General features: G+C 46.5%; 28 protein-coding genes and 3 pseudogenes. 6 read left to right on the forward strand and 25 right to left on the reverse strand.

The genetic code is table 11. The annotated features are described in order from the left end of the window. Window positions 1-273: 273 nt before the first annotated feature. The 8 genes from ASL14_RS05545 to ASL14_RS05580 all read right to left on the reverse strand — a co-directional run bounded on the left by ASL14_RS05545 (window position 274) and on the right by ASL14_RS05580 (window position 7,992). Complete coding sequence (locus ASL14_RS05545; protein WP_134910757.1) at window positions 274-1,632, reverse strand: aspartate aminotransferase family protein; 1,359 nt, start codon at window positions 1,630-1,632, stop codon at window positions 274-276. Next, window positions 1,613-2,434, reverse strand: a complete 822-nt coding sequence (gene phnX / locus ASL14_RS05550; RefSeq protein ID WP_134910758.1) for a phosphonoacetaldehyde hydrolase — start codon at window positions 2,432-2,434, stop codon at window positions 1,613-1,615. Before phnX ends, ASL14_RS05545 begins: the two co-directional genes overlap by 20 nt. Next, window positions 2,424-3,533 (reverse strand): 2-aminoethylphosphonate--pyruvate transaminase, encoded by a 1,110-nt coding sequence (gene phnW, locus ASL14_RS05555; RefSeq protein WP_134910759.1) that lies wholly within the window; start codon window positions 3,531-3,533, stop codon window positions 2,424-2,426. Before phnW ends, phnX begins: the two co-directional genes overlap by 11 nt. An 11-nt stretch (window positions 3,534-3,544) precedes the next feature. Then, on the reverse strand, window positions 3,545-3,901 hold the full coding sequence (locus tag ASL14_RS05560) for a CehA/McbA family metallohydrolase domain-containing protein (protein ID WP_134910760.1): 357 nt from the start codon (window positions 3,899-3,901) through the stop codon (window positions 3,545-3,547). Then, window positions 3,868-4,503: a PHP domain-containing protein gene (locus ASL14_RS05565; protein WP_134910761.1), complete on the reverse strand. Its 636-nt coding sequence runs from the start codon at window positions 4,501-4,503 to the stop codon at window positions 3,868-3,870. Before ASL14_RS05565 ends, ASL14_RS05560 begins: the two co-directional genes overlap by 34 nt. Next, complete coding sequence (locus tag ASL14_RS05570; RefSeq protein ID WP_134910762.1) at window positions 4,500-5,480, reverse strand: CehA/McbA family metallohydrolase; 981 nt, start codon at window positions 5,478-5,480, stop codon at window positions 4,500-4,502. Before ASL14_RS05570 ends, ASL14_RS05565 begins: the two co-directional genes overlap by 4 nt. A 265-nt stretch (window positions 5,481-5,745) precedes the next feature. After that, on the reverse strand, window positions 5,746-6,540 hold the full coding sequence (locus ASL14_RS05575) for a DeoR/GlpR family DNA-binding transcription regulator (protein WP_044647872.1): 795 nt from the start codon (window positions 6,538-6,540) through the stop codon (window positions 5,746-5,748). Between the two features lie 60 nt (window positions 6,541-6,600). Continuing rightward, window positions 6,601-7,992, reverse strand: a complete 1,392-nt coding sequence (locus ASL14_RS05580) for an MATE family efflux transporter (RefSeq protein ID WP_134910763.1) — start codon at window positions 7,990-7,992, stop codon at window positions 6,601-6,603. Between the two features lie 361 nt (window positions 7,993-8,353). Between ASL14_RS05580 and ASL14_RS05585 the strand changes: the two are divergent. Then, a pseudogene (locus ASL14_RS05585) lies at window positions 8,354-8,907 on the forward strand (helix-turn-helix domain-containing protein); the annotation flags it as partial. 179 nt (window positions 8,908-9,086) lie between these two features. On the opposite strand, the gene ASL14_RS05590 reads toward ASL14_RS05585, so the two are convergent. Next, window positions 9,087-9,563, reverse strand: a complete 477-nt coding sequence (locus ASL14_RS05590) for a hypothetical protein (RefSeq protein ID WP_134910765.1) — start codon at window positions 9,561-9,563, stop codon at window positions 9,087-9,089. Between the two features lie 125 nt (window positions 9,564-9,688). On the opposite strand from ASL14_RS05590, the gene ASL14_RS05595 reads away from it, so the two are divergent. Then, the gene (locus ASL14_RS05595) at window positions 9,689-9,913 is read left to right on the forward strand and encodes a hypothetical protein (protein ID WP_134910766.1); all 225 of its coding nucleotides are present in this window, start codon (window positions 9,689-9,691) and stop codon (window positions 9,911-9,913) included. A 21-nt stretch (window positions 9,914-9,934) separates the two neighbouring features. Here ASL14_RS05595 and ASL14_RS27805 read toward each other — a convergent pair. The 4 genes and pseudogenes from ASL14_RS27805 to ASL14_RS05615 form a co-directional block, all read right to left on the reverse strand. Continuing rightward, window positions 9,935-10,115 (reverse strand): annotated as a pseudogene (locus ASL14_RS27805) (hypothetical protein); the annotation flags it as partial. Between the two features lie 41 nt (window positions 10,116-10,156). Continuing rightward, a complete protein-coding gene (locus tag ASL14_RS29485) occupies window positions 10,157-10,687 on the reverse strand; it encodes an IS3 family transposase (protein ID WP_134910767.1) in 531 nt (176 codons plus the stop codon). Then, complete coding sequence (locus ASL14_RS28775; protein WP_237171614.1) at window positions 10,597-10,866, reverse strand: IS3 family transposase; 270 nt, start codon at window positions 10,864-10,866, stop codon at window positions 10,597-10,599. The genes ASL14_RS29485 and ASL14_RS28775 overlap by 91 nt, the downstream gene beginning before the upstream one ends. A gap of 128 nt (window positions 10,867-10,994) precedes the next feature. Then, window positions 10,995-11,309, reverse strand: a complete 315-nt coding sequence (locus tag ASL14_RS05615) for a helix-turn-helix domain-containing protein (RefSeq protein WP_223264208.1) — start codon at window positions 11,307-11,309, stop codon at window positions 10,995-10,997. Here ASL14_RS05615 and ASL14_RS05620 point away from each other — a divergent pair. Then, complete coding sequence (locus ASL14_RS05620; RefSeq protein ID WP_223264209.1) at window positions 11,238-11,729, forward strand: tyrosine-type recombinase/integrase; 492 nt, start codon at window positions 11,238-11,240, stop codon at window positions 11,727-11,729. The genes ASL14_RS05615 and ASL14_RS05620 overlap by 72 nt on opposite strands. Before the next feature lie 47 nt (window positions 11,730-11,776). On the opposite strand, the gene groL is transcribed toward ASL14_RS05620, so the two are convergent. The 7 genes from groL to ASL14_RS05655 all read right to left on the reverse strand — a co-directional run bounded on the left by groL (window position 11,777) and on the right by ASL14_RS05655 (window position 17,259). Then, the gene (gene groL / locus ASL14_RS05625; protein ID WP_044647879.1) at window positions 11,777-13,408 is read right to left on the reverse strand and encodes a chaperonin GroEL; all 1,632 of its coding nucleotides are present in this window, start codon (window positions 13,406-13,408) and stop codon (window positions 11,777-11,779) included. Window positions 13,409-13,479: 71 nt separating this feature from the next. Then, entirely contained in the window at window positions 13,480-13,761 is a 282-nt protein-coding gene (gene groES / locus ASL14_RS05630; RefSeq protein ID WP_025685233.1) for a co-chaperone GroES, read from the reverse strand. 402 nt (window positions 13,762-14,163) lie between these two features. After that, on the reverse strand, window positions 14,164-14,934 hold the full coding sequence (gene tatC / locus ASL14_RS05635) for a twin-arginine translocase subunit TatC (protein WP_134910768.1): 771 nt from the start codon (window positions 14,932-14,934) through the stop codon (window positions 14,164-14,166). Window positions 14,935-15,046: 112 nt separating this feature from the next. After that, on the reverse strand, window positions 15,047-15,298 hold the full coding sequence (locus ASL14_RS05640; protein WP_134910769.1) for a twin-arginine translocase TatA/TatE family subunit: 252 nt from the start codon (window positions 15,296-15,298) through the stop codon (window positions 15,047-15,049). Window positions 15,299-15,477: 179 nt separating this feature from the next. Beyond that, window positions 15,478-15,960, reverse strand: a complete 483-nt coding sequence (locus ASL14_RS05645; RefSeq protein ID WP_013309212.1) for a MogA/MoaB family molybdenum cofactor biosynthesis protein — start codon at window positions 15,958-15,960, stop codon at window positions 15,478-15,480. A 113-nt stretch (window positions 15,961-16,073) separates the two neighbouring features. Then, window positions 16,074-16,562 carry a cyclic pyranopterin monophosphate synthase MoaC gene (moaC, locus tag ASL14_RS05650; RefSeq protein WP_134910770.1) on the reverse strand — a complete coding sequence of 163 codons (489 nt, stop codon included), beginning with the start codon at window positions 16,560-16,562 and terminating at the stop codon, window positions 16,074-16,076. Window positions 16,563-16,581: 19 nt separating this feature from the next. Next, the gene (locus tag ASL14_RS05655) at window positions 16,582-17,259 is read right to left on the reverse strand and encodes a 5-formyltetrahydrofolate cyclo-ligase (RefSeq protein ID WP_134910771.1); all 678 of its coding nucleotides are present in this window, start codon (window positions 17,257-17,259) and stop codon (window positions 16,582-16,584) included. A 273-nt stretch (window positions 17,260-17,532) separates the two neighbouring features. Here ASL14_RS05655 and abc-f point away from each other — a divergent pair, with 273 nt between their 5' ends. Further along, window positions 17,533-19,491 carry a ribosomal protection-like ABC-F family protein gene (gene abc-f / locus ASL14_RS05660; RefSeq protein ID WP_134910772.1) on the forward strand — a complete coding sequence of 653 codons (1,959 nt, stop codon included), beginning with the start codon at window positions 17,533-17,535 and terminating at the stop codon, window positions 19,489-19,491. A 607-nt stretch (window positions 19,492-20,098) separates the two neighbouring features. On the opposite strand, the gene tsaD is transcribed toward abc-f, so the two are convergent. From tsaD to tsaE, 4 genes are read right to left on the reverse strand one after another with little or no spacing between them, the layout of a single operon-like run. Next, complete coding sequence (gene tsaD, locus ASL14_RS05665) at window positions 20,099-21,163, reverse strand: tRNA (adenosine(37)-N6)-threonylcarbamoyltransferase complex transferase subunit TsaD (RefSeq protein ID WP_134910773.1); 1,065 nt, start codon at window positions 21,161-21,163, stop codon at window positions 20,099-20,101. Beyond that, a complete protein-coding gene (gene rimI / locus ASL14_RS05670) occupies window positions 21,160-21,675 on the reverse strand; it encodes a ribosomal protein S18-alanine N-acetyltransferase (RefSeq protein WP_134910774.1) in 516 nt (171 codons plus the stop codon). The genes tsaD and rimI overlap by 4 nt, the downstream gene beginning before the upstream one ends. Window positions 21,676-21,692: 17 nt before the next feature. Beyond that, a complete protein-coding gene (tsaB, locus tag ASL14_RS05675; protein ID WP_134910775.1) occupies window positions 21,693-22,529 on the reverse strand; it encodes a tRNA (adenosine(37)-N6)-threonylcarbamoyltransferase complex dimerization subunit type 1 TsaB in 837 nt (278 codons plus the stop codon). Window positions 22,530-22,532: 3 nt separating this feature from the next. Then, entirely contained in the window at window positions 22,533-23,012 is a 480-nt protein-coding gene (gene tsaE / locus ASL14_RS05680; protein WP_134910776.1) for a tRNA (adenosine(37)-N6)-threonylcarbamoyltransferase complex ATPase subunit type 1 TsaE, read from the reverse strand. 135 nt (window positions 23,013-23,147) lie between these two features. Between tsaE and ASL14_RS05685 the strand changes: the two genes are divergently transcribed. Both ASL14_RS05685 and ASL14_RS05690 read left to right on the forward strand, forming a co-directional pair. Then, a complete protein-coding gene (locus tag ASL14_RS05685) occupies window positions 23,148-23,675 on the forward strand; it encodes a cysteine hydrolase family protein (RefSeq protein WP_134910777.1) in 528 nt (175 codons plus the stop codon). Between the two features lie 452 nt (window positions 23,676-24,127). Beyond that, window positions 24,128-25,686: pseudogene (locus ASL14_RS05690) on the forward strand (IS1182 family transposase). A 96-nt stretch (window positions 25,687-25,782) separates the two neighbouring features. On the opposite strand, the gene ASL14_RS05695 reads toward ASL14_RS05690, so the two are convergent. Continuing rightward, on the reverse strand, window positions 25,783-26,016 hold the full coding sequence (locus ASL14_RS05695; RefSeq protein WP_044645178.1) for a helix-turn-helix domain-containing protein: 234 nt from the start codon (window positions 26,014-26,016) through the stop codon (window positions 25,783-25,785). Window positions 26,017-26,315: the final 299 nt, after the last annotated feature.

A 26,315-nucleotide genomic window follows, 5' to 3' on the forward strand; every position in this document is an offset into this window, starting at 1 on the left:
TTTCATATTCCCATCATTGCTAGAAGACTCTGTAACCGAACCAGAATTTGAGCCTGTACTACATCCCGCTAACAATGTAATACTTGTAAGTACACTAACTAATCCAAGTGCAAGCCTCTTCATGCTTCTAAACCCTCCTCGTTTTCCAGCTATCACTGGCATAACTAAACTATAACGGAGAATTGTAAAAACCGTGTCAATTACACATCAATTATTTGTTTTATTTTATTTTTAATTGTATTCATGTTGTTTTCAAGAGTTATTAATCTGTTTTCATTTTGTGAATACTTGCTCCAGCGATTGATCCAATATCAAAATAGCTTCCTCCATTTGTGTAATACTGGTAATTAGTGGGGGAACAAGCGTAATGACATTTCCGCTGGATACCTTGAAGCTTAGTCCTCGGGACAAGCATTCATAGAGAACTTTCTCAGTGCCTGTCACTTCCTTCTCTTTTGTCTCGCGATCAGATACGAGTTCTATTGCCGCAAGCATGCCTTTAACCCGAACATCACCTATTACGGCATACTTCTTCTGCAATTCCCCAAGATGAAAAAGCAGCCATTTCTCCATACTTTGCGCATGGTCAAGCAGGTTTTCCTTTTCGATGTATTCAATGGTAGCCAAAGCTGCCGCACAGCCTACAGCGCTTTTCTCATGGGTATAATGTCCGAGTGAAATATCGCCCGCAATATCCAAATGCTCTCTCGCAACGATGCCCGCCATCGGAAAAATCCCGCCTCCAAAACCTTTACCAATGACGACGATATCTGGAACAATATCAAAATGCTCGTGAACGAACATTTTGCCTGTACGACCTAATGCCGTCGGTATTTCATCCAATATGAGCAACACGCCATAATCGTCGCAGATTTGACGAAGTCGTTGCATATAGGCAACGTTAGGAATCTGTACATCCGTGCTTCGAATAGGCTCAAGAATGACAGCGCACACATCAACTTCTCGTTCCAACATATAGGATAGGTAGTCCAGATTTTTGGCAGCAGCCGTTTCTCCTTCACCAAAAATTGAACGATAGCTGTTATAAGGCATCATATGCTCTGTTCCAGTCATCAACGGTCCAATCCCACTCCTGAATACAGCTTCGCCACCAACTGATATTGTATCCAGGCTTGCGCCATGAAAGGAATCCCACGTCGAAATGGTTTTGTGCTTACCGGTTGCTCTGCGTGCAAGCTTTAGTGCTATTCCAATAGCACTTGTACCTCCGGGTGCAAATAGCACCTTGTTCAAATCTCCTGGTGCAAGCTCGGTCAGCTTCTGTGCCAGATCAATCGCAACCTGGCTCGTATAACGGCGGGGCAGAAATGGCAGCTGCTGCATCTGTTTAATGATGGCATTCATTACATGCTCATTTTTGTAACCCACCTGATGAACGCTATTTCCATGAAAGTCCATTACTCTGCGTCCATCCACATCCTCAATGTATATTCCCTCTGCACTTACAATGGCATTTAAACATGGCGTGGACATCGACTGATGAAGAAAGAGCTTGCTATCCTGGTCCAAGACAGCAAGCGTCTCTTCACTTAGATGCTCATCTTGCCAAGCTTGACGTTCATCCGTTCCATTGATATCTCCTTCTATACGACTATTGATGCGGATTGGCATAAGGCAGCTCCTTATTCATCAAACGTTCATTGATTTGCTCAATCATCGCAGGCAACTGTGACATGTCCTCAATAACGCCATGCGCTCCTGCTTCCATATAGTTCTTACGCACACCAGCAATAATCTGACGTTCTTCCTCTGGAGACAAATGCTCTACCTCAGCTTCCGTAAGACCAAGCATAGAGCTGCCTTTCACGATACCAATCGCCCACACGCCTGCACTATTTGCCTCTTGAATATCAGATATCGTATCTCCGACCTTAACCACTTGTGCATGATGACCCAGACCAAGCTGCTTCATATTTTCATAGATCATATACGGATAAGGTCTGCCTTTATCCATAACCAGGTCAGGAGTTACCCAATGATCAGGTTCGTAGCCATATTCCTTGGCAGCCTTTTCCACAATGGAAAGCATGGTGGAAGTATAGCCTGTCGTTGCTCCAATTTTTAAGCCTTGCTGCTTCAACTGCTGTATGGTCTCTACAACATATGGATTGGGCTTTCCGTATTGCGGGAGAATAGCCAGTAGCTTAGGCTCGAATCGATCATGCAGCTCATCAATGTCTGCCTCCGTATAACTACGGTCAAATTTCTCCTGAAAAGCGGCTTCTATTCTTGGCATTTGCAACAACGTTTGAATGTGATCCCACTTCAGTTGCCCCATTGGAACCCGAACCTCTTCCATCGTTAACGGAATATCTATTTCCTCAAAAATATCCAAAAACACCTGCACCGGTGCAAAGCAACCATAATCAACTGTGGTTCCCGCCCAATCTAAAATAATGCCTTCAATTCTCATATTTCATCTCTCCAACATAACGTAATATTTGTTCACTTAACTTCTTCATATCCTCGGCATGCACGTCACCTATATTCCCGATTCGAAATACATTAGCATCTGTTAATTTGCCAGGGTAAATGACAAAACCAGCCGACTTCAAGAAGTTATAAAAATGTTCAAATGCAAAAGGAATATGTGTTGGATACAAGAAGGTTGTAATAATGGGAGACTGTAGCTCCCTTGGCAAGTAGGCCGTAAAGCCAGCTTGAGTCAACCCTTCCACGACGATTTGCTGGTTGGTCCGATATCGCGCATGACGGGCTTCCACGCCGCCCTCTTCATCTAGCTCCTTTAGCGCCTGCGCAAACGCGTGCACGACATGCGTTGGCGAAGTAAAGCGCCATTTGCCAGCATCCTTCTCCATCGTCTCCCACTGGTCATACAAATCAAGCGATAACGACCGCGCTTTTCCTTTGCATTTTATGAGCTCATCCCTTTTACATAGAATAAAGCTAAAGCCTGGGACACCCTGAATGCATTTATTTGCGCTGCTGATGATAAAGTCGATTTGCAACTGTTCTACTTCAATCGGAATGCCTCCGAAGCTACTCATGGCATCAATTATTGCTATTCGATTATTCCGCTTAATCACATCCATCACCGCTTCAAGCGGATTCAGAATGCCTGTGGTCGTCTCACAATGGACCATGGCCACATGTGTAATAGCTTTATCCTCAACCAGTTTCCTCTCCACTGCTTGTGGATCTACCTGCGTATTAGCTTCAAATATAAGAGATAGATGGGGAATTTTAAGCACCTTTGCGATTTCCTCGATGCGCTTCCCATACGCGCCATTTTGCAAAATTAACAGCTTCCCGTTACTTGGAATGACCGATCCAATTGTCGCTTCAATCCCGAAGGTACCACTGCCTTGCATGAACAGAGCTGTGTAGTGCTCCTTCGATGCACAGCCAACCTCTAATAGTTGCAGACGAATCTGCTCGACAATCGCCTTATACTCATGATCCCAAGTGCACCAATCCTTTAGCATCGCCTCTTTGACCGTTGACGTTGTCGATAAAGGACCCGGCGTTAATAATAAATATGGGTTACTCATAGCTCCTCCAATCATTGCAACTCAGACTTGGGATAGATCGGATTGCTCCACGCTACTCTGCCCGATGTATCTACACATTCCACGCGCACATATTGCTCATTATTTTGAATGAGATATTCGGCTTCGGTGATGCATTGGCCCGTCGGATCCATTTCAGCCAAGCCATTGTCCGGGAAAGTAATAAAACGAATGCTTCGTACAGGAGAGCATTTGACTTTAAACCTGTCGTTCTCAATGCGAAGATCATGGATCATGGGACCATTGGAGCTATAATAATGACCTGCTTTTATGGCCTCGATAATCGCCTGTTGCTCTAATTGATCGGTCTCTACAGCTATCCAACCTCCATAAAATTCGGATACCACCATATCAGTCGGCCCCCGTGAGCATCGTCTGCGGCGATTGCGTTTACCTGCTTGCCTCGCTTGAGAACATATTCCCAGTAGGATACACCATAACCTACCGCCTCTTGGATTTCGGATTGGTGATTATAGATTTCGATCGCTGTATAGCCCTCAAGTTTATGCAAATCCTCTTCCCGATTTTTAGACCATTCGGGATGATTCATAATGACAAGATTTCCTTTGCTCCTCATTTCATCAATCAATTGCTGAATGGTATCCAAGCTCTCATAATCCGGCTTTGCATGTTCCTCATCATGCTGAAAAGTCTTCTCTGCCAACAATGAGCGATCCAAAAGTCCATGCAGATGATACTGCTGACCGGTCGTATTACGTTCCATCTCGCAAGCCATTTCATAGCCGTCCAGCATAATAAACGTTTCCGTGTCATACGCATCGCTATGAAAATAGATCTCATGGTCACTCAAGCACATAAAATCATAGCCCTTAGAGCGATAGGCTTCTATCATTTGCTCTACGGTATACTCGCCATCACTGCGAAAAGAGTGTGCATGAATGTTTCCTTTATACTTTTGACAGACAGCATCCAAAAGAACAGCATCTCTCATTGTTGTTCCTCCTCCTCCAAATCTCCCACAAAGATCGGATTAGACCAAGCTACTCTGCCCTTCTCGTCCACACATTCGACCCGAATATATTGCATGTCCTTCTGAATCATCATGCTTCCAGAGGTCATCAGCTCACCTGTCTCGTATTGCACGAGGAACGGCCCGCGTTGTGGAAATGCTTTAAACATAATATATTGGCAGGGCGAACACTCGACGTTGACGAACCCATCCTCCACACGATAATCCAGGATCTCAGGTCCAGAACTGGAATAAAACTGTCCCTTCTTTAGTGCATCTATAATCCCTTGCTGCGAAAGCTCCTCCGCCTCGACAGAAACCCAGCCGCCCCCAAACTCAGCAATTTTGCTGTTTGGGTCATGATTGTGCGAGTCATCAGCAGCGATCCCAAACACACGCTTGCCATTTTGAAGCGCATGATCCCAGTAGGCCGCTCCATAAGACGAACTTGGCGTCCATTCCGTGGCATGATTGTATATTTCAATCGCAAAAAATCCATCGTACTGAACCATATCCTCGAAACGTGTCAAATGCCATTCCGGGTGATTGAAAATGACGAGATTTCCATGAGCCTTCATTTCATCAATTAGCTTCTGCGGAGATTGTGATCCCTCCCAAGGAATGGGAATCTCAAACGATTGCAAATGATGAAATTGTTCCTTCTCCGACTCTATTGTCGGATCACCCAGCACTCCAAAGTGGTAGCCAGAGTCTTTATCCGGCACGTGATTCAAACCTCCTCTTTCCATGCCTGGCAGCACGATGAAAGAATCCGTATCATATTCAGCCGTACGAACGAATACATCATGATCCGTTATACTGATAAAGTCGTAGCCCTTATCCTTGAACGCAACGACAACATCCAGCGCCTCTTGCGATCCATCTGACCATGTCGTGTGTAAGTGCAAATTTCCTTTGTACTTCCTTTTGCTTTTGTCTAAATACACTGCGTCTTTCATCGTCACCACTCCTGTTTTTATCATCATCAGATTGACTAGGAACCTGCTGAAGCACAAAATTATGAACACAAATAAAAAAATGTTTTTAATTGCTTTTATTTTTATTTATGTTGTTTTTATCATTCTACTGCTAAAAAATAATCAATACAATGCAATCCCAAATATTTAACATAGAGATTACAAATTTAACACAACAACAAACAACACAAAAAAAGCTAGTAGAGAAGGAATTCCCTCTCTACTAGCTTTACGCCTGAATCAAGCCTCACGTATATGATTCACTCGGCATCATCCATTTTGTATTGGAGTCTTCCAACTGCGCCTTCCATTCTGATGGAGGCTCCAGTTCCGAAATAACCACATCGACATTCTCGAAGTCGCATATCTTAACCATCGATCGTTTGTTCCATTTTGATGAATCCGCCAGAACAATGGACGTTTCCGACTGCTGAATCCATTTGCGAGTTAACGTTGCTTTTTCATAGTCATAGCTTGTAAATCCATGCTCCATCGATAAGGCATCTACAGTTACAAATGCCTTATTCACAAAAAAATCCGACATATTTGCTTCTGCAATAGCACCTGATACACGGAGATGCTTCACGCTCACTTCGCCGCCAAGCATAATAATTCGGCCATCGAATTGCTCTCGTTTCTTGAGCTCGATCAAGGACATCATGGCAGAGATCGAGCTCGTTAGAACGGTAACCTGCTGCTTCTGAGATAGATACGGGATAATCTGAAGCGGTGTCGTGCCTTCATCTATAAAGATAACGTCATGATCATCAATTAGTGTAAAAGCAAGATATCCAATTTTCTCCTTCGCCTCTTGGTTAATACAGGCTCTTTCAAACAATGCTGGCTCTACCTCTACCTTCAGCTTGATCGCACCGCCATACACCTTCTTGAGCTTATTCTCCTTCTCCAGCTCATCCAAATCTCTACGAATCGTTTCTGTTGTAACCTCGAACATGCGTGCCAGGTCGCCCGCAATGACCTTCCCATGTTCGTTCAGCAAGTTCATAATACTTAGCTTTCTTTCTTCACCCGCAAGAGACATTGCAAATCCTCCTATTCTTCCTCGCTACTATTCCCACGTATTTAGACACTCACTTGGACATTATAAAGATAACGCCGAGGAAGGCGTCTCAGGGACATTCTTAATCAAATTCCGCATCCATTTCTGGGAGCGATAACGTTTATACCCTATGAAGGCCTTGCTCATCTCTTCACACAAAAATAATGCATACACCCACTCCGGCGGCAGACGGAGCACATATGCCCCAACAAATACTGCCGGTAATGCAATGGCCCATGTTGTAATTAAAATCATGCTCATCGTAAACAAATTATCTCCACCTGCTCTAAACATACCGACAATCCATACATTATTCAAGAAAAATGCGGTCATTGCCACAGCCTGCAGCAGAAGAATATTTCCTAAAGAAGCGTGAACCTCCCCACTTAAGTAAGGAAAAATAAAGGACACAAACGGCGAAACCATCATCATGACAGCACTAACGATTATACCCGTAATGACCGAAATCCGAGTAAATCTGCGAGCATAATCCAGCGCCTGCTCCTGCTTGTCCTGTCCCAGCTTTTGTCCGATCATCACTTTTGCCGCGTAGGCAAATCCGTGAATCCCCATCATAAAATATCCTTGTAGCGTATTTGCAAGCTGGAATGTAGTCAATGCCGCGATGCTTAATGAACCAAAAGCTACGGCATACAGCATATTTCCGATCGACCACATGCCTTCGTGAAACACTAGTGGGGTTATCGTTTTCACCACCTGCTTGCGCAGTATCAGAGGTAAACTGAACAGCTCTTGAAATCGAATATTTAAATAATACGATTTGCTATAAATGAAAACAAACAAAAACAGAAGACTCGTACCTGAAGCTATCAACGTTCCCCATGCCGCTCCTGCAACACCCAGGTTGGGTAAACCCAACTTCCCGTAAATCAGCCCATAGTCGAGTGTAATATTAATCGCCATCGCACATAGACCGACATATAAAGTTATCTTAACCTTCCCTATGGATCCCAGCGCCTGAGCATAAGCATCTCTAATCGCACTGATCAGAAAAACAAAAGCCATAATCGTGAGGTATTGAATACCAAGCTGCAGTATTTCAATATCCTTAATAAATAGAGAAAGAATCGGCTCCTTCCAGATCCACACAACAACAAACGCCAGAAGACTGATGCAGATTCCCGTCAACAGCATAAAACCGAATGTTGCTCGCATAAGCGTATGCTGCTGTTTTCCGTGGTACTGGGTCATATAAGCAGTCATCCCATAGACTGCAGTAAGGATCATCGATAAAATGAAGCTGATTCTGCCTATTGCAGCGGTGACAGCAACTGCCCCATCTCCCAAGCTGGTCACCATTAGCATATTCACTAGCGAAAATGAATTAGCAACAAGCATTTGTAGCACAGAAGGAATAACTAATCCTTTCATCTCCCGAGTAAACCCAGACTTTCCGATCGTACTCTCTCCCAAGCATATCCCTCATTCACATTCAAATTGTACGATACCTAGCATGTTTTTCACTTCGTTCTGTTTGTTTAACTATAGTCTTCTTGTTGTTTTAGTTGCTTTTATGTTGCCTAACTCATCATACATATTGCTTGTCATTTAGTCAATGCATGAGGGCGAGAGATCATGACCTTTACCAATCCTTCAATTTCCATCGCAAAATGCCCACCAATCAAAAATAAACTCCACAAACTCACCAAACATGGTTTGATAGTTTCAATGTTCTTCTGCGTTGTATTTTTGAACCGTCTGTCATCAAAAAAATCCTGATAAGCAAATTTCAATAACTTAGACACCATCTAACATTGGAGGTGCAGTTTTTGTAATGGCTAAAGTGACCACACAAGAAAAAATACAAGCGGTAAAAAGGTATCTTGAAGGGAAGGAAGGACAGAAAAGCATAGCGAGGAGTATAGGAGTATCGCATAGTATACTCCTAACATGGATTCGACAGTACGAACATCATGGAGAACAGGGTTTTGAAAATGGCTATACAACTTATTCCGTGGAAGATAAACTAAAGGTGCTTCATTATATAAACGAACATGGGACATCTATCCGAGAAGCAGCTGCGATTTTCAATATACCAACACATTCTCTGGTACTACGTTGGAAGAATCAACTAGAGACAGAAGGTGTAGATGCCCTCAAATCAAAGAAAAAGGGGCGTCCATCCATGAAAGAAGAATCCAAGAAACCTACTCCAGTTGAAGGCTTTATCGAGGCGTTACAAGCGGAAATAGAACGTTTGCGCATGGAGAATGCCTACTTAAAAAAGTTGAATGCCTTAGTTCAAAGCAAGGAAAAATCACAAAGCAAGACAAAGTGAAAGTCATTTTTGAACTAAGGCTGAATTACCCCGTTACGGCTCTGCTTCAACCTCCTCATTTTGTATCATATTCCATATTATACCACATACATCATCTATTGAGAGATCTTTTTTTGGTTTATGCGCCACACACTCCGGTCAAAAATAAAAAAAACTCTGCCAACCAATTAGGTTAGCAGAGCTTTTAGTTTAAGGAAAATCTACACCATTCATCTTATTGTTGAATAACCTATAAAAGCAACATTAGAGCCTTAGTAACCCACCAAGCAGCAGTTTCATTTCCGGTAACTTGCAAAGCACCTGCATATATTGCATCTTCAATAGCTCCAGTAAAGTTATCAACAACACCAAGAATCTGTAAGAATCCCTCTACTCCAATGAAAGCTTTCACTGAAGCCGGAAGCTTATCATATCCTGCTTTTAAAGCTTTTACTGCCCAGCTCAATTTCCCTTGTGTTTGATACTCTCCACGGTCTTCTTTATTTTGGATGGCTTTAATAAAATCATTTTTTTCCTGCTCAGACAAATTGAAATATTCGGCGATACCTTCGATATCTTGTAATTCAGATTCACTAAGAGAATCCTTAGCACTACTAGAAACACTACTAGAGTCTGTAGAAGGCAATGCGTACATTGAGGCTGGTACCGCAATCACACCTGATAGTAAAGTTGCGGCCATTAGTGAGGTTATCCATACTTTTTTCATCACTTCAACTCCTCATTGTTTTTTATATGCATTTACCATTGATGTAATAGTTACTCTATTTATGGTAAACTATAGTTGATTTTATGACAAGTTCTATTTTGATTAATTATTTTTTCAGGAGGTATTTGGTGAAAAACATTTGGAGATTTATCATCGCGCTGCTCATCGGCAACATTATCGGGAATCTAACATACGGAAGGTTAGAATTTTTTCAATACAACACAGGAACTGGATTTTTCACATTAGAAAACCTCATTAAGTTTATTATCGACTATGGTCTGGCTGTGATTATTGCATTAATCATATACATCTTGATTGGAAAAGTTTTTACGAGAAGTGATCAGGAATAAACCAAAAGGACTCCTTACTGGTTATAAACCAGCGGAGTCCTTTTTCACATCTACTCTAAATTCAAATTGCTTACGATACAAGTAAAGATCCGTTAATCTTAACTGCATCAGGCGAAAACTTTTCTACGGGGCCTCCATAGTCTACAACTTCCACCATATCATCACCCAATGGCTGGACAACATATACTCTTACCTGGCTTAACCCTGGTCAAGACCCCATTTTATAGACACTGAAAAAAGCCCCTAGGCTATAAGCTGCTTCCGATACTCTTTCGGAGGCAGCTTATTTAACTTTCGTTGTGGTCGACATTGGTTGTAAAATCGAATATATTCTTCTATTCTCCTTTGTGCCTCATCCATATTTCGGATAACATATGGGTAGAGCCCTTCCGTTTTGAGATACGAGAAGAAGCTCTCCATCGAGGCATTATCATAACAATTGCCTCGGCGAGACATGCTGATTCGGGCGCCAACCTTTGGCAGCATGTCATGGTACGCATGGGACGTGTACTGGAATCCCTGGTCGCTGTGAACGATGAGGCCAGTCACGTCTTTTTGCTGTTTCCAGGCTTGTCGAAACGTCTGTAAAACCCGTTCGTTATCATTTCTATGGCTCATCTGGTACGCGATAATTTCGTTATTGAACAAGTCTTTAATCGCAGACAGATATAGCCAGCAATCACCTACACGATATTGCGTGATATCTGTGACCCATTTTTGATTAGGTTTGTCCGCCTTAAATCCTGTTTTAGCAGATTTTTCGCCACACGACATTCTGTAGAAGAAGCATAGTTGCAGCGATGCTTCCGACGAATTTGTGAGCGGATTCCCAAGACCTGCATGAGCCGGAGTACCTTTTTATGGTTCATCCAGACGCCATGATCGTGCTGCAAAAATAGTTGGATTTGCCGGTAGCCGTAGACCCCGTTATACTGCTCATACACTTTCTTCACAAGTGCTTTCGCGTCCCGATCTCGATCTGCATCTCTCCGTTTTAAGAAGGCGTAATATCCACTTCTAGAGACCTTAAATAGCTTACAGAGTTCGCTAACTGGATACTCTTTAGCGGCCTTCTCAATCGTTACATACTTGTGCGCCTCATCTCCTGCATCCAGATTTCCAAACACTTTTTTAGCATTTCGTTTTCCCGTTTTAACTTTTGGACGTACCTGTCCTGGTCCATATATTCCTTCCGTCGTCCTCGCTGGTCCATAAGTCCGAATTCACCGAGTTTCTTGTACTTCTGCATCCATTCTTTCAACCGATGTCGATCTGCAATCCCGAACTTCTCCATGAGTTTACGATATGTCCAACCTTCTTCGATATGAAGCCGTATGGCCTCTACTTTGGTTTCAAACGTATACTCTTTAAACTTCTGTCCTTTTTTCGCTGGCATAAAAATGCACCCCCTAGAAATTCATCGGATAAACCAGGGGTTTATTCCAATGTCTATTCTAAGGGGTGCACTTCATATCACGATCAGGGTTTTATATTCGCGAGAGTCGGCAAATTTGCTGGGTATCCTCAAGTTATAAAAATGGTTGAACTCAGGATGAAGGGACTTTTAAAACTAGCCGGACTTAATCCTGATCTCACCCCGCACTCACTTCGCCATACCCATACGTCACTATTAGCTGAAGCCGAAGCCACTCTCGAACAAATCATGCAGCGGCTAGGACATGCGAACGACGAGATAACGCGCAGAATATACCTTCATATAACTAAGCTAAAAAGAAAAGAGGCTGCTCAAAAGTTCAGCGAACTAATGAGAGCCTCAAAAAATCTGATCAGAGTTAACAATTTGTTAACAAATTAACATACCGATCACCTAAACCCTTGCTACAACAAGGGTTTTTGGCATTCTTACATCATGCCGCCCATTCCACCCATGCCGCCCATGTCAGGAACGCCAGCAGCGCCTGCAGGTTCTGGTTTGTCAGCAATAACCGCTTCGGTAGTCAGGAACATAGCTGCTACGGAAGCAGCGTTTTGCAGTGCGTAACGAGTTACTTTTGCAGGGTCAACGATACCAGCGTCGATCATGTTTACCCAGTCGCCAGTAGCTGCGTTAAAGCCTACGCCAACTTTTTCGCGTTTCAGACGCTCAACGATTACGGAGCCTTCTTCACCCGCGTTAGCAGCGATCGTGCGGATTGGAGCTTCCAGAGCGCGCAATACGATGTTCACGCCTGTTTGCTCGTCGCCTTGCAGTTCAACGGCTGCAACAGCGCTGTATACGTTCAGGAGCGCTACACCACCACCGGATACGATACCTTCTTCAACCGCAGCACGGGTTGCGTTCAGGGCATCTTCGATGCGCAGTTTGCGTTCTTTCAATTCTGTTTCAGTAGCCGCACCAACTTTGATAACTGCTACGCCACCGGACAATTTAGCCAGACGCTCTTGCAGTTTCTCTTTGTCGAACTCGGAAGTCGTTTCTTCCAGTTGTGTACGGATTTGGCTAACACGAGCGTCGATGTCGGCTTTGTTACCAGCGCCGTCAACCACAATCGTATTTTCTTTTGTAATACGCACTTGACGTGCTGTACCCAGTTGGTCTACGGAAGCAGTTTTCAGGTCCAGACCCAGTTCTTCCGTAATTACTTGACCGCCTGTCAGGGCAGCGATATCTTGCAGCATTGCTTTGCGACGGTCACCAAAGCCAGGAGCTTTAACAGCTACAGCGTTGAATGTACCACGCAGTTTGTTGACAACGAGCATAGCCAGCGCTTCGCCTTCGATGTCTTCAGCGATCAGCACGAGCGGCTTGCCTTGTTGTACGATTTTCTCAAGCAAAGGCAAAATTTCTTGTGTGTTCGTGATTTTTTTGTCTGTGATCAGGATATACGGATTGTCCAGCACAGCTTCCATTTTGTCCGTATCTGTAATCATGTACGGGGAAATGTAGCCACGGTCAAACTGCATACCTTCAACCACTTCCAGCTCAGTTGCAAAACCGCGGGATTCTTCAACCGTGATCACACCGTCTTTACCCACTTTTTCCATAGCTTCAGCGATCAGTTCGCCTACTTCGTCGTCAGCAGCGGAAATACCGGCTACTTGTGCAATGGATTGTTTGCTTTCGATTGGCTTGGAGATCGCTTGCAGTTCAGCAACAGCTGCTTTAACCGCTTTGTCGATCCCTTTACGGATACCGATTGGGCTTGCGCCAGCAGTTACGTTTTTCAAACCTTCTGTGATGAGGGCTTGAGCCAAAACAGTAGCGGTTGTCGTACCGTCACCAGCTACATCGTTGGTTTTGGTTGCTACTTCTTTAACCAGTTGAGCGCCCATGTTTTCGAACGCGTCTTCCAGCTCGATTTCTTTTGCAATCGTTACACCGTCATTTGTGATGAGCGGGCTACCGAATTTTTTCTCCAGTACAACGTTACGGCCTTTCGGTCCGAGTGTTACTTTAACAGCGTTAGCCAATGCATCTACCCCACGAAGCATGGAGCGACGAGCGTCTTCACTAAATTTAATGTCTTTTGCCATTTGCGATAAACCTCCCATGGATTATGAATGATTTGTTCGATTCCTATATTCAGGTCTTGTCCGGATTCCGGTTAACCAATGATCGCGTGGATATCGCTTTCTTTCATAATCAAATATTCTTTACCTTCATATTTGATTTCCGTTCCAGCGTATTTAGAGAAGATTACACGGTCGCCTTCTTTTACTTCCAGAGGAATGCGGGCACCGTCTTTCAATGCGCCTGCGCCAACCGCGATAATTTTGCCTTCTTGCGGCTTTTCCTTAGCAGAGTCAGGAAGTACGATTCCAAAGGAAGTCGTTTGTTCTTGCTCAATTGCTTCCACCAATACGCGTTCACCCAAAGGTTTGATCATGAAAAAATAGCCTCCTTATTAAGTGTTTTATTCCGTTATACGGTTGTTATGTTGTATGTATTAGCACTCGACACTCGTCAGTGCTAACAACCAACTTTATGATACTCAACTTGAGATTGAATTTCAAGTCCCTGATGTATTTTTTATGGGAATTTTTATGGCCGACCCTTCTCGATTATATCCATCTGTCCTAAAAATAACCGTTATCTCAGGCTAATGGTTATTTTTAGGGCAGCTATGCTGCTATTTTTTATGATCTGTTTTCAAGACAGCTAAGCTGCTGCTTTTCATGATCTACAAATGGTTATGATCTGCCAATCCCTGATCTTCATGGTCTGCAAGTTGCCATGTAGCTCCAGAACCCGAAGATACCGTTTTGCACGGAAACTCGGGTTCTACCTGTTACCGCTCCGGTGCTACACGCAGTTGTGCCTCCCGTTCTTCATCTGCACGCAGTTGCCTGCGGTACACCACTGTCGACATGTACACACTCACTTCATACAGCACCAGTAACGGGATCGCCACCAGAAAGTCAGAGATAAAATCCGGGGGAGTTATAACGACAGCAACAAAGACAAGCAGAAAATAAGAAATTTTCCGCCATTTGCGAAGCCTCATCGGAGTGAGTACCCGAATCCCCGTCAGGAACATGATGAGTAGCGGCAATTCAAACAACAGAGCCACAGGCAACACAATATTAAACATAAAGGTGAAGTATTGAGCGATACCGTACGTTTCATGCAGTCCCATGCTTTTGGTGACAGACGACGTAAACTGAATCGCCATCGGGAAAACAATAAAATATGCAAAAGCTGCACCGAGCACGAACAACAGCAGCACATAAGGCACATACCGCAAAGTTGCATTTCGTTCTTGCGGTCGCAAGCCGGGGCTAACAAACTTCCACAACTGGTAGCATGCAAACGGCAGCGCCACCGCAATCCCGATCAACATGGCGATCTTCATGTAGATCCCTATTCCGTCCCAGAAGGAAAATGCATTCAACTGAAAAGCCTGCGCCGAACCAGAGCGAATAAGCCAGTCATAGACGGGACCAGCGGCGAACAAACCACCAGCCAGTGCCAGAACAAATACAATCAGCACATAAATAATTCTGCGCCGTAGCTCGCCCAGATGCTCCATTAGCGGCATTTCATGCTCTGGTTGGGTCAAACTCGCTCCTCCTTTCTGGATCGTACGCAGCTGCGCCTCCTAAAAAATAAAGCCCTTCCCTGGAGAAGAGGCTCTTCTTGAAATTGTAAAAGGCATCAAAAATGAAACTAACCTAAGATAACCGTTTATCCTCGGGCTGGGGCCGCACTTCTGAAGCGGACGTCTGGGATGCTTTGACCGCACTATCCTTACTGTCTTTGTGTTCAGTCCGTTGGTCTTCAGACAAAATGTCACGTGCTCCGTTTTTAAACTCACGGAATGTACGCCCCACAGCGCGACCCAGCTCAGGCAGCTTGTTCGGGCCGAATAGCAGCAACGCCAGAATGATTAACAAAATATAACCCGGTGCTCCAATATTAGGCATGTGTGGTAACCCTCCTTATGTTAACGGGCAAAATTACAAACAAGAACCAGCATCTGGTGCACAGACGCAGAAACAACCATGGAGACCATGCTTGTCCGTTGTATGTTTCTTGTATAGCTAGTCCGCATACAGTCATGTAAATTCTTACGGATATCATACCACACTCGACGTGCTGCCTTCTACCGGAACTGGCCTGTCACCATGAGAAGCGCCTCTGGCAACTGATCCATAATAGCCGCCAAATTTTCATGCACGCCCTTGGGCGTTCCCGGCAAATTCACGATCAGCGTACGCCCCCGGATCCCTACGATTCCACGAAAAAGCATGGCCGCCGGATTTTTCTGCATCACAATCATACGCATCGCTTCCGCCATGCCGGGCACTTCCCGTTCCACGACCCGCCGAGTCGCCTCGGGTGTCACATCACGGATTGCCAACTCGGTTCCACCCGTCGTCAGTACCAGGTCTGCATGAAAATAATCGGTCATTTCGATTAAAGCCGCAATAATTTCATCCGGTTCATCGGGAACGATCCGGTACTCCACAATCTCTCCGCCCAGCTCTTCTTCGATGAGTTCCCGGATGACCTGTGCGCTTGTATCCTCACGCTCTCCTCTCGCCCCTTTATCACTGGCTGTTAGGATCGCCGTTTTCCACACCATAAGATCACCCTTCTCCTATCATGAAAGAATACTTTCTCTTCAGAAAATCAGAAACAGCCACGCTGCATCTTCCATCACATCACAGTACCCTCTCGGCGACATGTATGTCTATGTCAAGGTTCCCGGTGGTCCTCCCTTTGGAAATCCCCATGCTTGCCACCTGTTTTCGATTGCAGCATGGTAGGGCCGATGATCATATCTTTTTGCAGCGCCTTACACATATCATACACGGTTAACGCTGCGGCTGAAGCCGCTGTCAAAGCTTCCATTTCCACACCTGTCTTGCCCTCGGTCTTCACTTCAACTTCAATGTGAAGCACATCATGTCCATTATCAGAAAACGTAATGTTCACGCCTGTCAGAGCCAGCGGATGACACATCGGAATCCAGTCCGACGTTTTTTTCGCGCCTTGAATCCCGGCGACCTGGGCCACAGCAAGTACATCACCCTTACCGATCCTACCCTCTTTCACAGCCGTGAGCGTAGCGGGATTCATCGTAATCCGCGACACGGCGACTGCTGTACGAACCGTGGACGCTTTGCCCGAAATATCCACCATGCGAGCTCGTCCCTGTTCATTAAAATGAGTAAAGGAATCCACGACTCCCTCACAGCTCCTTTCACATGCCAAACTTCACTTCATTCGTCGTTTGTTTTTCTGATTTTGCAATATCGCAATGTATGGGACCTTCCGGGGTAAAAAGCACATCCACCCTCAAATCCCCCGGCTCCATGGGTACCTGCTCCTGCAATTGTCCCGGCAGCAGCAGCGAAACATAAAGCGGACCTGCATTACCGTTATCACGCTTCTGCGCCTCTACCTGTACGGTGAAACGATCATAGTAACCTCCGCCGTAGCCGATTCTGCCCCCATGACGATCAAAGGCCAGTCCCGGCACGACAACCCAGTCGATTTCCGACCACATTTCAGGCGCCCATTTTTCGCATGTGGGCGCAGGCTCAGGAATGTTCCAAATGCCGGGCACGATATCGTCGTGCTGACCCATCTGCCTCAGCTCCATGGTCCGGGTTACCGGGTCCACTCTCGGAGCCAGCACACGGTCTCCGCGTGACCAGCAATGCTCAATAAAGGGAGTCGTCGAAATCTCGCTGCCAAAAGAAAGATAGCTAAATACCGTCAGTCTATCTCTGTTTCTGTCTATTCTAAGCTGCTCCCATGCCTCAATTGCATGCCGACAGGTCACAGCCGATGCCTCCTGCCGCGTCAACGGGTCCATAGAGTCCCGCGCCTCCCGTTGCTGCAAGCGCAGCGCGTTCTTCACACTATAGACATCCAAAGAATATCCATCCTCCCGCACAATCGTCGATAATGCTTTAAAACGTTACTATTGGTCCAATTGTCAGTAAGTCTTGTACCTTGCAAGCTTTTTTCATTTTTTTCAGTTCTCGTTTAAGTTTATCATTGTTTATACAAATTGACTACACGCGGCTCTAGGGTTTACAGGGTGATAGCAGTGCATTAGTGGGTATTTTCATGTAAACTGGAAGGAAGACACCCTGCGGAGGAAGCGGGGAAAACTGCGCATAATGTAATGGAGGAACGATACGCGATGCTATTGCAAGTAACCGGAATTACAAAATCCTATGGAATTGAGCCCGTTCTGGACGGGATTAACCTTCAAATATTGGAACGTGAACGCATTGGACTGGTAGGTGTGAATGGAGCGGGCAAATCGACATTGCTCAAAATCATCGCTGGTGAAATATCATACGACAGTGGACAAATTTTTAAAGCGAAGGAGACCAGCATTGGTTATTTGGCGCAAAATAGCGGCTTGAATTCCGACCGATCCATCTGGGCGGAAATGATGCTCGTATTCACTCCGCTAATCGAAGCAGAACGGGAACTACGGCAGATGGAGCAGGAAATCGCCGACCCCGCCAATGCGCAGAACGAGAAGCGCTATGCAGATCTGCTGGAAAGATATGCGAGAAGGTCGGACTGGTTCAAGGATCACGGCGGATATGAAATGGAGACCCGGATTCGCAGTGTGCTTCATGGCATGGGCTTTGGCTCGTTTGCACCGGAGACGCCTGTATCCACACTGAGCGGCGGACAGAAAACACGTCTTGCTCTGGCCCGTATCCTGCTGCTCGCCCCGGATGTACTCATGCTGGATGAGCCGACCAACTATCTGGATATTCAAACGCTGACCTGGCTGGAAGACTATTTGCGTGGCTATTCCGGCTCGCTGCTGGTCGTATCCCATGACCGTTATTTTCTCGACAGACTGGTGACCACCATTATTGAAATCGAGCGACATCGTTCGACCCGGTATACAGGTAACTACAGTCGATATATGGAGCTGAAAGCTGCCGAGTACGAAACCAATCTCAAGCACTATGAGAAGCAGCAAGGGGAAATTGCCCGTCTGGAGGCATTCGTACAACGCAATATCGTGCGGGCTTCCACGACCAAACGCGCCCAGAGCCGCCGCAAGCAGCTGGATAAAATGGATCGAATGGATCGGCCGATGGGGGATCTGAAAAAAGCCCATTTTTCCTTTGAAACAGCTTATATGTCAGGGAAGGAAGTGCTAGAGGTACGCGACCTCTCCGTAGCCTACGAAGGTAATAAACCGCTATTTCAGCATGCATCCTTCGACTTAAAACGCGGCGATACCGTTGCGCTGATTGGTCCGAACGGAATTGGAAAATCGACGCTGCTCAAATGCCTCACCGGAACGTTAAAGCCTGCTGCCGGGTCGATTCACTGGGGCACAAAAATCAAAATCGGCCTGTATGATCAGGAGCAAACGAACCTGAACCCGGCCAATACAGTGCTGGAGGAGCTATGGAGCGAATACCCCCATATGGAGGAAGCGCGGATCCGCACAGTGCTGGGTAACTTCCTGTTCAGCGGTGACGATGTGCTCAAAAAGGTAGCCACATTAAGCGGCGGTGAAAAAGCCCGCGTCTCTCTCGCCAAGCTGATGCTGCGCGAAGCCAATGTACTGATTCTTGATGAGCCTACCAACCATCTCGACCTGTTCAGTAGAGAAGTGCTGGAGGCAGCCCTAATCGACTATGATGGCACGCTGTTGTTCATCTCCCATGACCGTTATTTCCTTAACAAAATGGCGGAACGTGTCATTGAGCTTCATCCTGAAGGAATAGAACATTTCCTAGGGAATTATGATGACTATGTAGACAAAAAGCAGGAGCTGGAGGAAATCGCGCAGGAAGCGCAGGAGTCCAGTCAGGCAACACGCAGCAAAGCATCATCTGTATCCGCAACGGACGAGACAACACCCAAAACAGGTGCAGCAGCCTATGCCGCAGACAAACAGGCCAAGAGTGAGGAACGCAGTCGCCTGCGCAAGCTGGAGACACTGGAAAATCAAATCAAAGAGCTGGAAGAACAGATTACCGGGCTGGAGGAACAAATGACTCTGCCAGAGGTTTATCAGGATTACACGGCGCTTCAGGAGATTCAGGCACAGCTTGACGCACGCAAGCAGGAATTGGCAGCAACCTACGCTTCATGGGAGGAACTGTTAGAAGAATAAGGCATGCTTCAAAATATGGACTTAAAAATTTCACATTTGCCCCATCCGTCTTTTTATACACAAAGATATCCACAGAATATGTGCATGGAATGTATTGAAAAATGGCCTTTGGGGCCATTTTTTTATTGATAAAAAGCCATTTTCATATGAAAACCAAATTCATCCACCATTTTATCCACATTATCCACAGATTTCACAAAACCTAAAGATGCAAAATGTCCCCTGTTCTTGCATCCTAAAAAAGTCTTAAGCTGCTTGCTTTGAGCTTAATTATCCACATTTCGGACGGGATATGTGGATAACTTTGTTCACAACTTGACAAATCATATCATTGTTCGGGGAATATTAAATTTCAGGTTTTTTTGATGAATGCTGAAAAATCGTGCAACATCATGACGAACGACGCGGGAGAATTAGACACTAAAGTTCACCTGCTCAAACTCCTGTATTTATACCTGTTGAATTTTATATTTATAGATTTCTATAAGTTGAACTTACATTTTCCGTGTTCAGCCTAATATAAATCATAAAAGACACGACTCAAACGAGTCGTGTCCCTATCTACTATCTTCACTTGCATTCAGCTCACTGCCTGATGCTTCTCCAACTAAGATTGGACGGACCACTCTTCCAGAGACAGCCCGGGATCGGCTTTCATGTCCAGTGAGGTGAATTCGCCACGCTTCCACTTGGCGTAAGCAGCCGCACCAATCATAGCCGCATTATCCGTGCAATATTTCATGGATGGTACTAGCAACTCAATACTTTCACGTTCACAGCGTTCACGAAGTGCGGTCCGCAGTCCGCGATTGGCGGCAACACCGCCGCATAGCAGCAGTTGCTTCGCGCCGTATTCACGCATGGCACGAATTGCTTTTTCCACCAGCACTTCCACGACCGACTCTTGAAAGCCTCTTGCGATGGCTCCGACATGAACGGTTTCTCCGCGCATTTTCGTCTGGTTGATCACATTCAACACCGCCGATTTCAAGCCGCTGAAGCTAAAATCATAGGAATCCGGCTCCAACCATGCACGTGGCAAGGTGATAGCTTCCTCGGATTCATGAGCCACTCGATCTACGTGCGGACCACCAGGATACGGAAATCCAATAGCCCGCGCCACTTTGTCATAGGCTTCCCCAACCGCATCATCCCGCGTGCGCCCAATCAGGTGAAAATGACCCTCGGACTCCATCCATACCAGCTCCGTGTGCCCACCCGATACGACCAGAGCGATGCACGGATATACGATTTTATGCTCCAACTGATTTGCATAAATATGTCCTGCAATATGATGGGTTCCGATCAACGGCTTTCCGAACGCCATGGCGGCGCTTTTGGCGGCGACAATGCCCACCAGCAGCGCACCGACCAGTCCCGGTCCTTGCGTCACGGCAACCGCCGATAGCTCGCGGGGCGTAATTCCCGATGCTTGCATGGCCTCGTCCAGCATGTAGGTAATGCTCTCCACATGCTTGCGGGATGCCACCTCCGGCACAACTCCACCAAAGGCTTTGTGCGTTTCAATCTGACTGGAAATCAGATTAGAAAGCACCTCTGTACCATTTTTCACGACAGACACAGCCGTTTCATCGCAACTCGTCTCCACTGCCAGTATATAGCAAGGCTCGCCAGAGGCGGCGCCTGTACCTGCTTTTTCCTCTTGCATCATCGCTTCTGCACGCTTCCTTCCTGTTTACCGGATGCCCCATGTGCGGGAAGATCCGCCCACATGATCACGGCATCCTCGTTATTATCCGAATAATAGCCCTTACGGACGCCCGCTGGCTTAAAGCCTTTTTTCTCATACAAGCCCTGAGCAATCCGATTCGTCACCCGTACCTCCAGCGTCATGCGTTCCATCCCCAGATAAGAGGCCGTTTGCATTAGCTCGTCCAGCAGCTTATCTCCAAGCTTGCGCCCGCGATAGGCCTCACGAACGGCAATATTCGTAATATGGGCCTCGTCCATAATCGTCCACATCCCTGCGTAGCCGATGGCCTGTCCGTTCAGCTCCATAATCATATATTTAGCAAAATGATTCATCGTCAGCTCATTACGGAACGCTTCTTCCGTCCACGGCAGCGTGAACGCTTCATGCTCAATTGCCAGCACATCGGGAATATCATCCAGTTGCATCAGTCGAAACTCTAGCTTTTCTTCCCGTTGTATGTTCTTTGCCATGTTGTTCACCGCTCTCTTCAGCGCTGACGAAGCAGATTGGCTTCCGCCTCCGCCAACTGGGTATAGTTTGGAACCAGCGTATGTAACTCGTCATGTTCCTGACGAAGCAGCTTATCCGCCCCAAGGCGGCCAACCCATCTTCCTTCCAGCTCATACGGTACGATACGAAGCTCGCTCCATGCACGCAGGCGCTCGGCTGTTTCTGCGTGAACCGCCGTTTCACCGACCAGCCAAATGACCGCAGGGCGCTGTTCGGACGGCAAAGCCTCCAGCCGTTGCAGCAGGTCCTCAGTCCAAGTGGCCATCAATCGGATCGCATCCGGTTCCAGACGCTGCGGAATCCCGGTATTGCCGTCCACATTCGCTGCGAACAAGCCTGTGTAAACCTGTCCGCGCCTTGCATCCAGCACTGGAACGATCCAGTCTGCCGCCTGCTCTCCGGCCGAGTGTATACTTGCTAACTCACTTCCAGCTTCTTGCCCCTGCGACTCGGTGCCACGGCTCCAACCGCCCCAGGCCAGCGCGTGCAAAGTGGATACGGATGTCACCGGGACTCCCCAGGCCCAAGCAAGTGTTTTCGCTGCGGTCACCGCAATGCGAATGCCTGTGTAAGACCCCGGTCCCACACCCACCGCAATGCCGTCCACATCATCTCGTGTCAGCCCGTCTTCGTTCAGAAGCCGTTCCAATTCGGAAATCACGTGCACCGAGTGATTGCGTTCGCCATAGACATTGCTTTCTCCCAGTAACTCTTTTCCGTTCATCAGAGCGGCCGCCATCACGGTCGTCGCTGTATCTAACGCCAAAAACCGCTCACGCGGCTTTACATTCTCATCTGTATGCTCTCTTTGCATGGTTCAAACTCCATTCTCCCGCAAACTGCGGCACCATTGTTCATAAGGCTCGCCGTACCCGGTAAGGTGAATCAAGCGCTCCTCTACATCCGTTGTTTCTATATACATGTGAAGCCGCTGCTTCGGCAAAATATCCGGTATAATACTGCCCCATTCCACCAGACACACGCCTGTCCCGTAAAAATATTCGTCCAGCCCAAGATCCTCTGCCTCATCCTGTGTAATACGGTACACATCCATATGGTACAAGGGCAATCGGCCTTCATACTCCTTAATGAGCGTAAAGGTTGGGCTGTTTACGATACCCGGCACACCCAGATGACTGGCAAAGGCTTTGGAAAAAGCGGTTTTGCCCGCTCCCAGATCTCCATCCAGCACGATCACCGTTCCGGGAACCGCTTTGGCTGCCAAAAACCCTGCCAAAATCCCGGTCTGAGCCTCTCCGGCAGAACGGAACGTAAACTGTTCCTGCGAAATTGTCATATATTTTAATCACCTTTCGTCCGAATCGGACCGTGCCAACTTGTCCTTTATTATATAGTTCACCTTATGTCGCCGCAAGGCATGAAGACATGCTATTGTAAGATAGATGAAACATACAGGGAGGGAATCGAAACGATGGGACAAAACGTTTTACTCATAATTGACGTGCAGCAAGCTATGTTTATGTATGATGAGAAGCTGTACCGAGAGCAGGAAGTTGTAGAGCATTTGCAGCAGCTTTTGACCAGAGCCAGAGCTGCAGGTACACCGGTGATTTTTGTGCAGCATACCGATGAAGCGGATGAGGATTTCCGGGAAAACAGTGTAGGCTGGGCTATAGCAGATGTAGTGCGTCCCCTTCCCCATGAGCGGATTGTCCGTAAAACATCCTGGGACAGCTTTTACCAAACTGAATTGGGCGATGTGCTAAAGGAATTGGAGGCTGATCGGCTCATCATTGCCGGGATGCAAACCGAGTTCTGCCTCGACACGACCTGTCGGAACGCCTACAGTCTGGGGTACCAGAACAACGTGCTTGTATTGGATGCGCACAGTACATTTAATAGTAAAGTGCTGAGCGGCGAACAAATCGTTGCCCACCACAATGAGATGCTCGGTAATCGTTTTGTACGTTTGCTTGCAACGGAGGATGTACATTTTTAATATGAACCCATTTGAGGTCGATTGCTTTCAAGCAGTCGGCTTTTTTATCCTCAACTTAAAAGTTACTATTGCGCCACTGCGCATTTTTTAATTAAGCCCCTTATATGTTTACTCAGCCCAGCATAATATGCAAAAAGGGGCTGTCCCAAAAGCCATGAAATGGCTGCTTGGGATAGCCCTTGTTTTTGAGTAGGATATACGTGAGCGTTTGGTGAGGACGCTCCGCGAACGGAACGTTGTTCCAATCGCTGTTGTATCCAGATTTTATTTATTTGACTTAGCGGTAAAAATCCGGATACAAAGGCGACCGCTGCCGCTTTTCCACAATCGTTCCGTCCTCTCCGCTGTTTAAGCGGGAATCGTATCTACAATCCTTCTAAAAATCATAAAAAAAGAAACCTTTCTTTGGTAAAATGGAAGTGCGACCAACCATTTCAAAGGAGAGGTTTCTTTTGTACATTCAATATAACATGGACCAACTTTGCTTGCCAATGGATTTAGAAGAAGATATTCCTCCTAATCACCTCGTTCGTGTCGTTAATGCAGCCGTGAATCGACTGGACGACACCATCTTTGACGCCGCCTATCCCGGCGGTGGCCGCAACAGCTACCATTCTAAAATGCTGACAAAAGTCATCATCTACGCTTATACACAGCGCATTTACTCCTCCCGGCAAATCGCTAAAGCGCTTCGGGAGAATATCCCCTTCATGTGGTTGGCCGGACGGCAACGCCCGGACTTCCGTACCCTTAATCGTTTCCGTTCTCAGCGGATGAAGGACGTTCTTGAAACGGTATTCACCGCCGTGCTTCAATTTCTGGCGGAAGAAGAATACGTCTCCCTGGAGCATTACTTCGTAGATGGTACCAAGATCGAGGCCAATGCCAATCGCTACACATTTGTTTGGGGCAAGGCCGTGACTAAACACAAGGCCAAGTTGCAAGAGAATGTACACGTGCTGTTTGCCAGCATCGAAGCCGCAGAGCACCAGGAAGAGTGCGAGCACCAAGGTAAAGATCTTGTCGAACTCGGCGAATCGTTAGAGATGAGTAGTGAGAAACTCGAACACATGACCCAAGCGCTGGAGTCGCAACTTCTGGACAAGCCCAAGGACAAAACGCTGAAGAAAGCCGTTCGGAAGCTTCGCAAGAATTTGCTGCCAAGGCTGCTGAAGTATGAGCAATACAAAACCCTGCTTGGGGACCGAAACAGCTTCAGCAAGACCGACCCGGACGCGACCTTCATGCGGATGAAGGAAGACCACATGCGAAACGGTCAACTGAAACCCGGATATAATGTGCAGGTCGGAACCGAAAACCAGTTCATTTTAGCCTACAGTGTTCACCAACGACCGACGGATACTCGCTGTTTGCAGCCGCATATGGAAAAAGCTCAGAAACTACTGGGGGATTTCCACAGACCGTCATTGCAGACGCAGGTTACGGCAGTGAAGAAAACTACGCCTATCTGGAAAAGGAAAAGATCCAGGCTGTCGTTAAATACGGCAGCTACCATAAAGAGAAGAGCAAGGCGTGGAAAGCGGATATCGGAAAGATAGAGAACTGGACATACAACGAGGCAAAGGATACATGGACCTGCAAGGCTGGACAAACACTGCATTTCCGCAGAGAAAGAAAGGAAACCTTAAAGAGTGGATACGAGATTCGCAAACGTCATTACCGAAGCAACTCTTGTGACGGCTGCCTCCTGAAGGACCGTTGTACGAAGGCGGAAGGAAATCGGGAAGTAGTCGTCAGTGTGGAACGGCTAAGATACCAGAACCAAGCTCGGGAAATCCTTCGAAGTGAAGAAGGGTACACCTTGGCCGTGCGCCGAATGACGGAACCGGAAAGCGTATTTGGACAACTGAAAAACAACCGGGGTTTCCGGCGGTTTCTGCTTCGCGGCATGGAGAAGGTGACGCTTGAGGTCGGCTGGCTTTCACTTGCCCATAATGTGCTGAAGCAAGCCGCAGTGGACCAAAAACGCAAAGCAGCGATTCTCCAATAACGGGAGAATCGCTGCTTTGCTGACTTTTGTGGTTTTTTAGAATGAGAAGGGTTGTCTCTAACGTCGAAATCTACTTTTGGGACAGCCCCCATGTTATTATTCAGTACTTTCTTTGGCATTTGGTATGTACTCCAGAAGATCACCGGGAGTAACACCTAATCCACGACACAATGCACCGAGCGTATCGTAATCTATACGTTTGGTGGCATTGCCAGCAAGCGAGGTAATTGTGTTTCGACTCACGCCTGTTAACTCCACTACATCTTTGTTTTGTAATCCACGTTCTCTCATCATTTCTCCAAGGCGACAACGTATACTCAAAGGTTCCATAGAAATCCCTCCAAAAAAATAAGCACTACATGTTGACCCACTCTGTTTTTTCAACGTATCATAGCCCGTACCGCAGACGCTGTCCAGAACGGTCAGAGTTGCTTGAGTAATACGTACGCAAGCAACTCTGGATCGCTAATCATGACGTCATGGGCCGCATCTATCTCGATATAGCGCCAGCCTGAGTCCCTCCGCACGCGCGACAGTGATCGCTCAAGCAGGTCTCCAGGCGCCTGAATGCAGCGTATATAGGATTTTCGTTTTGTTCCACAATGTCATTGATATGTGTCGTTAGATTC

The organism is Paenibacillus sp. IHB B 3084 (genome assembly GCF_001447315.1).
GTDB lineage: Bacteria > Bacillota > Bacilli > Paenibacillales > Paenibacillaceae > Paenibacillus.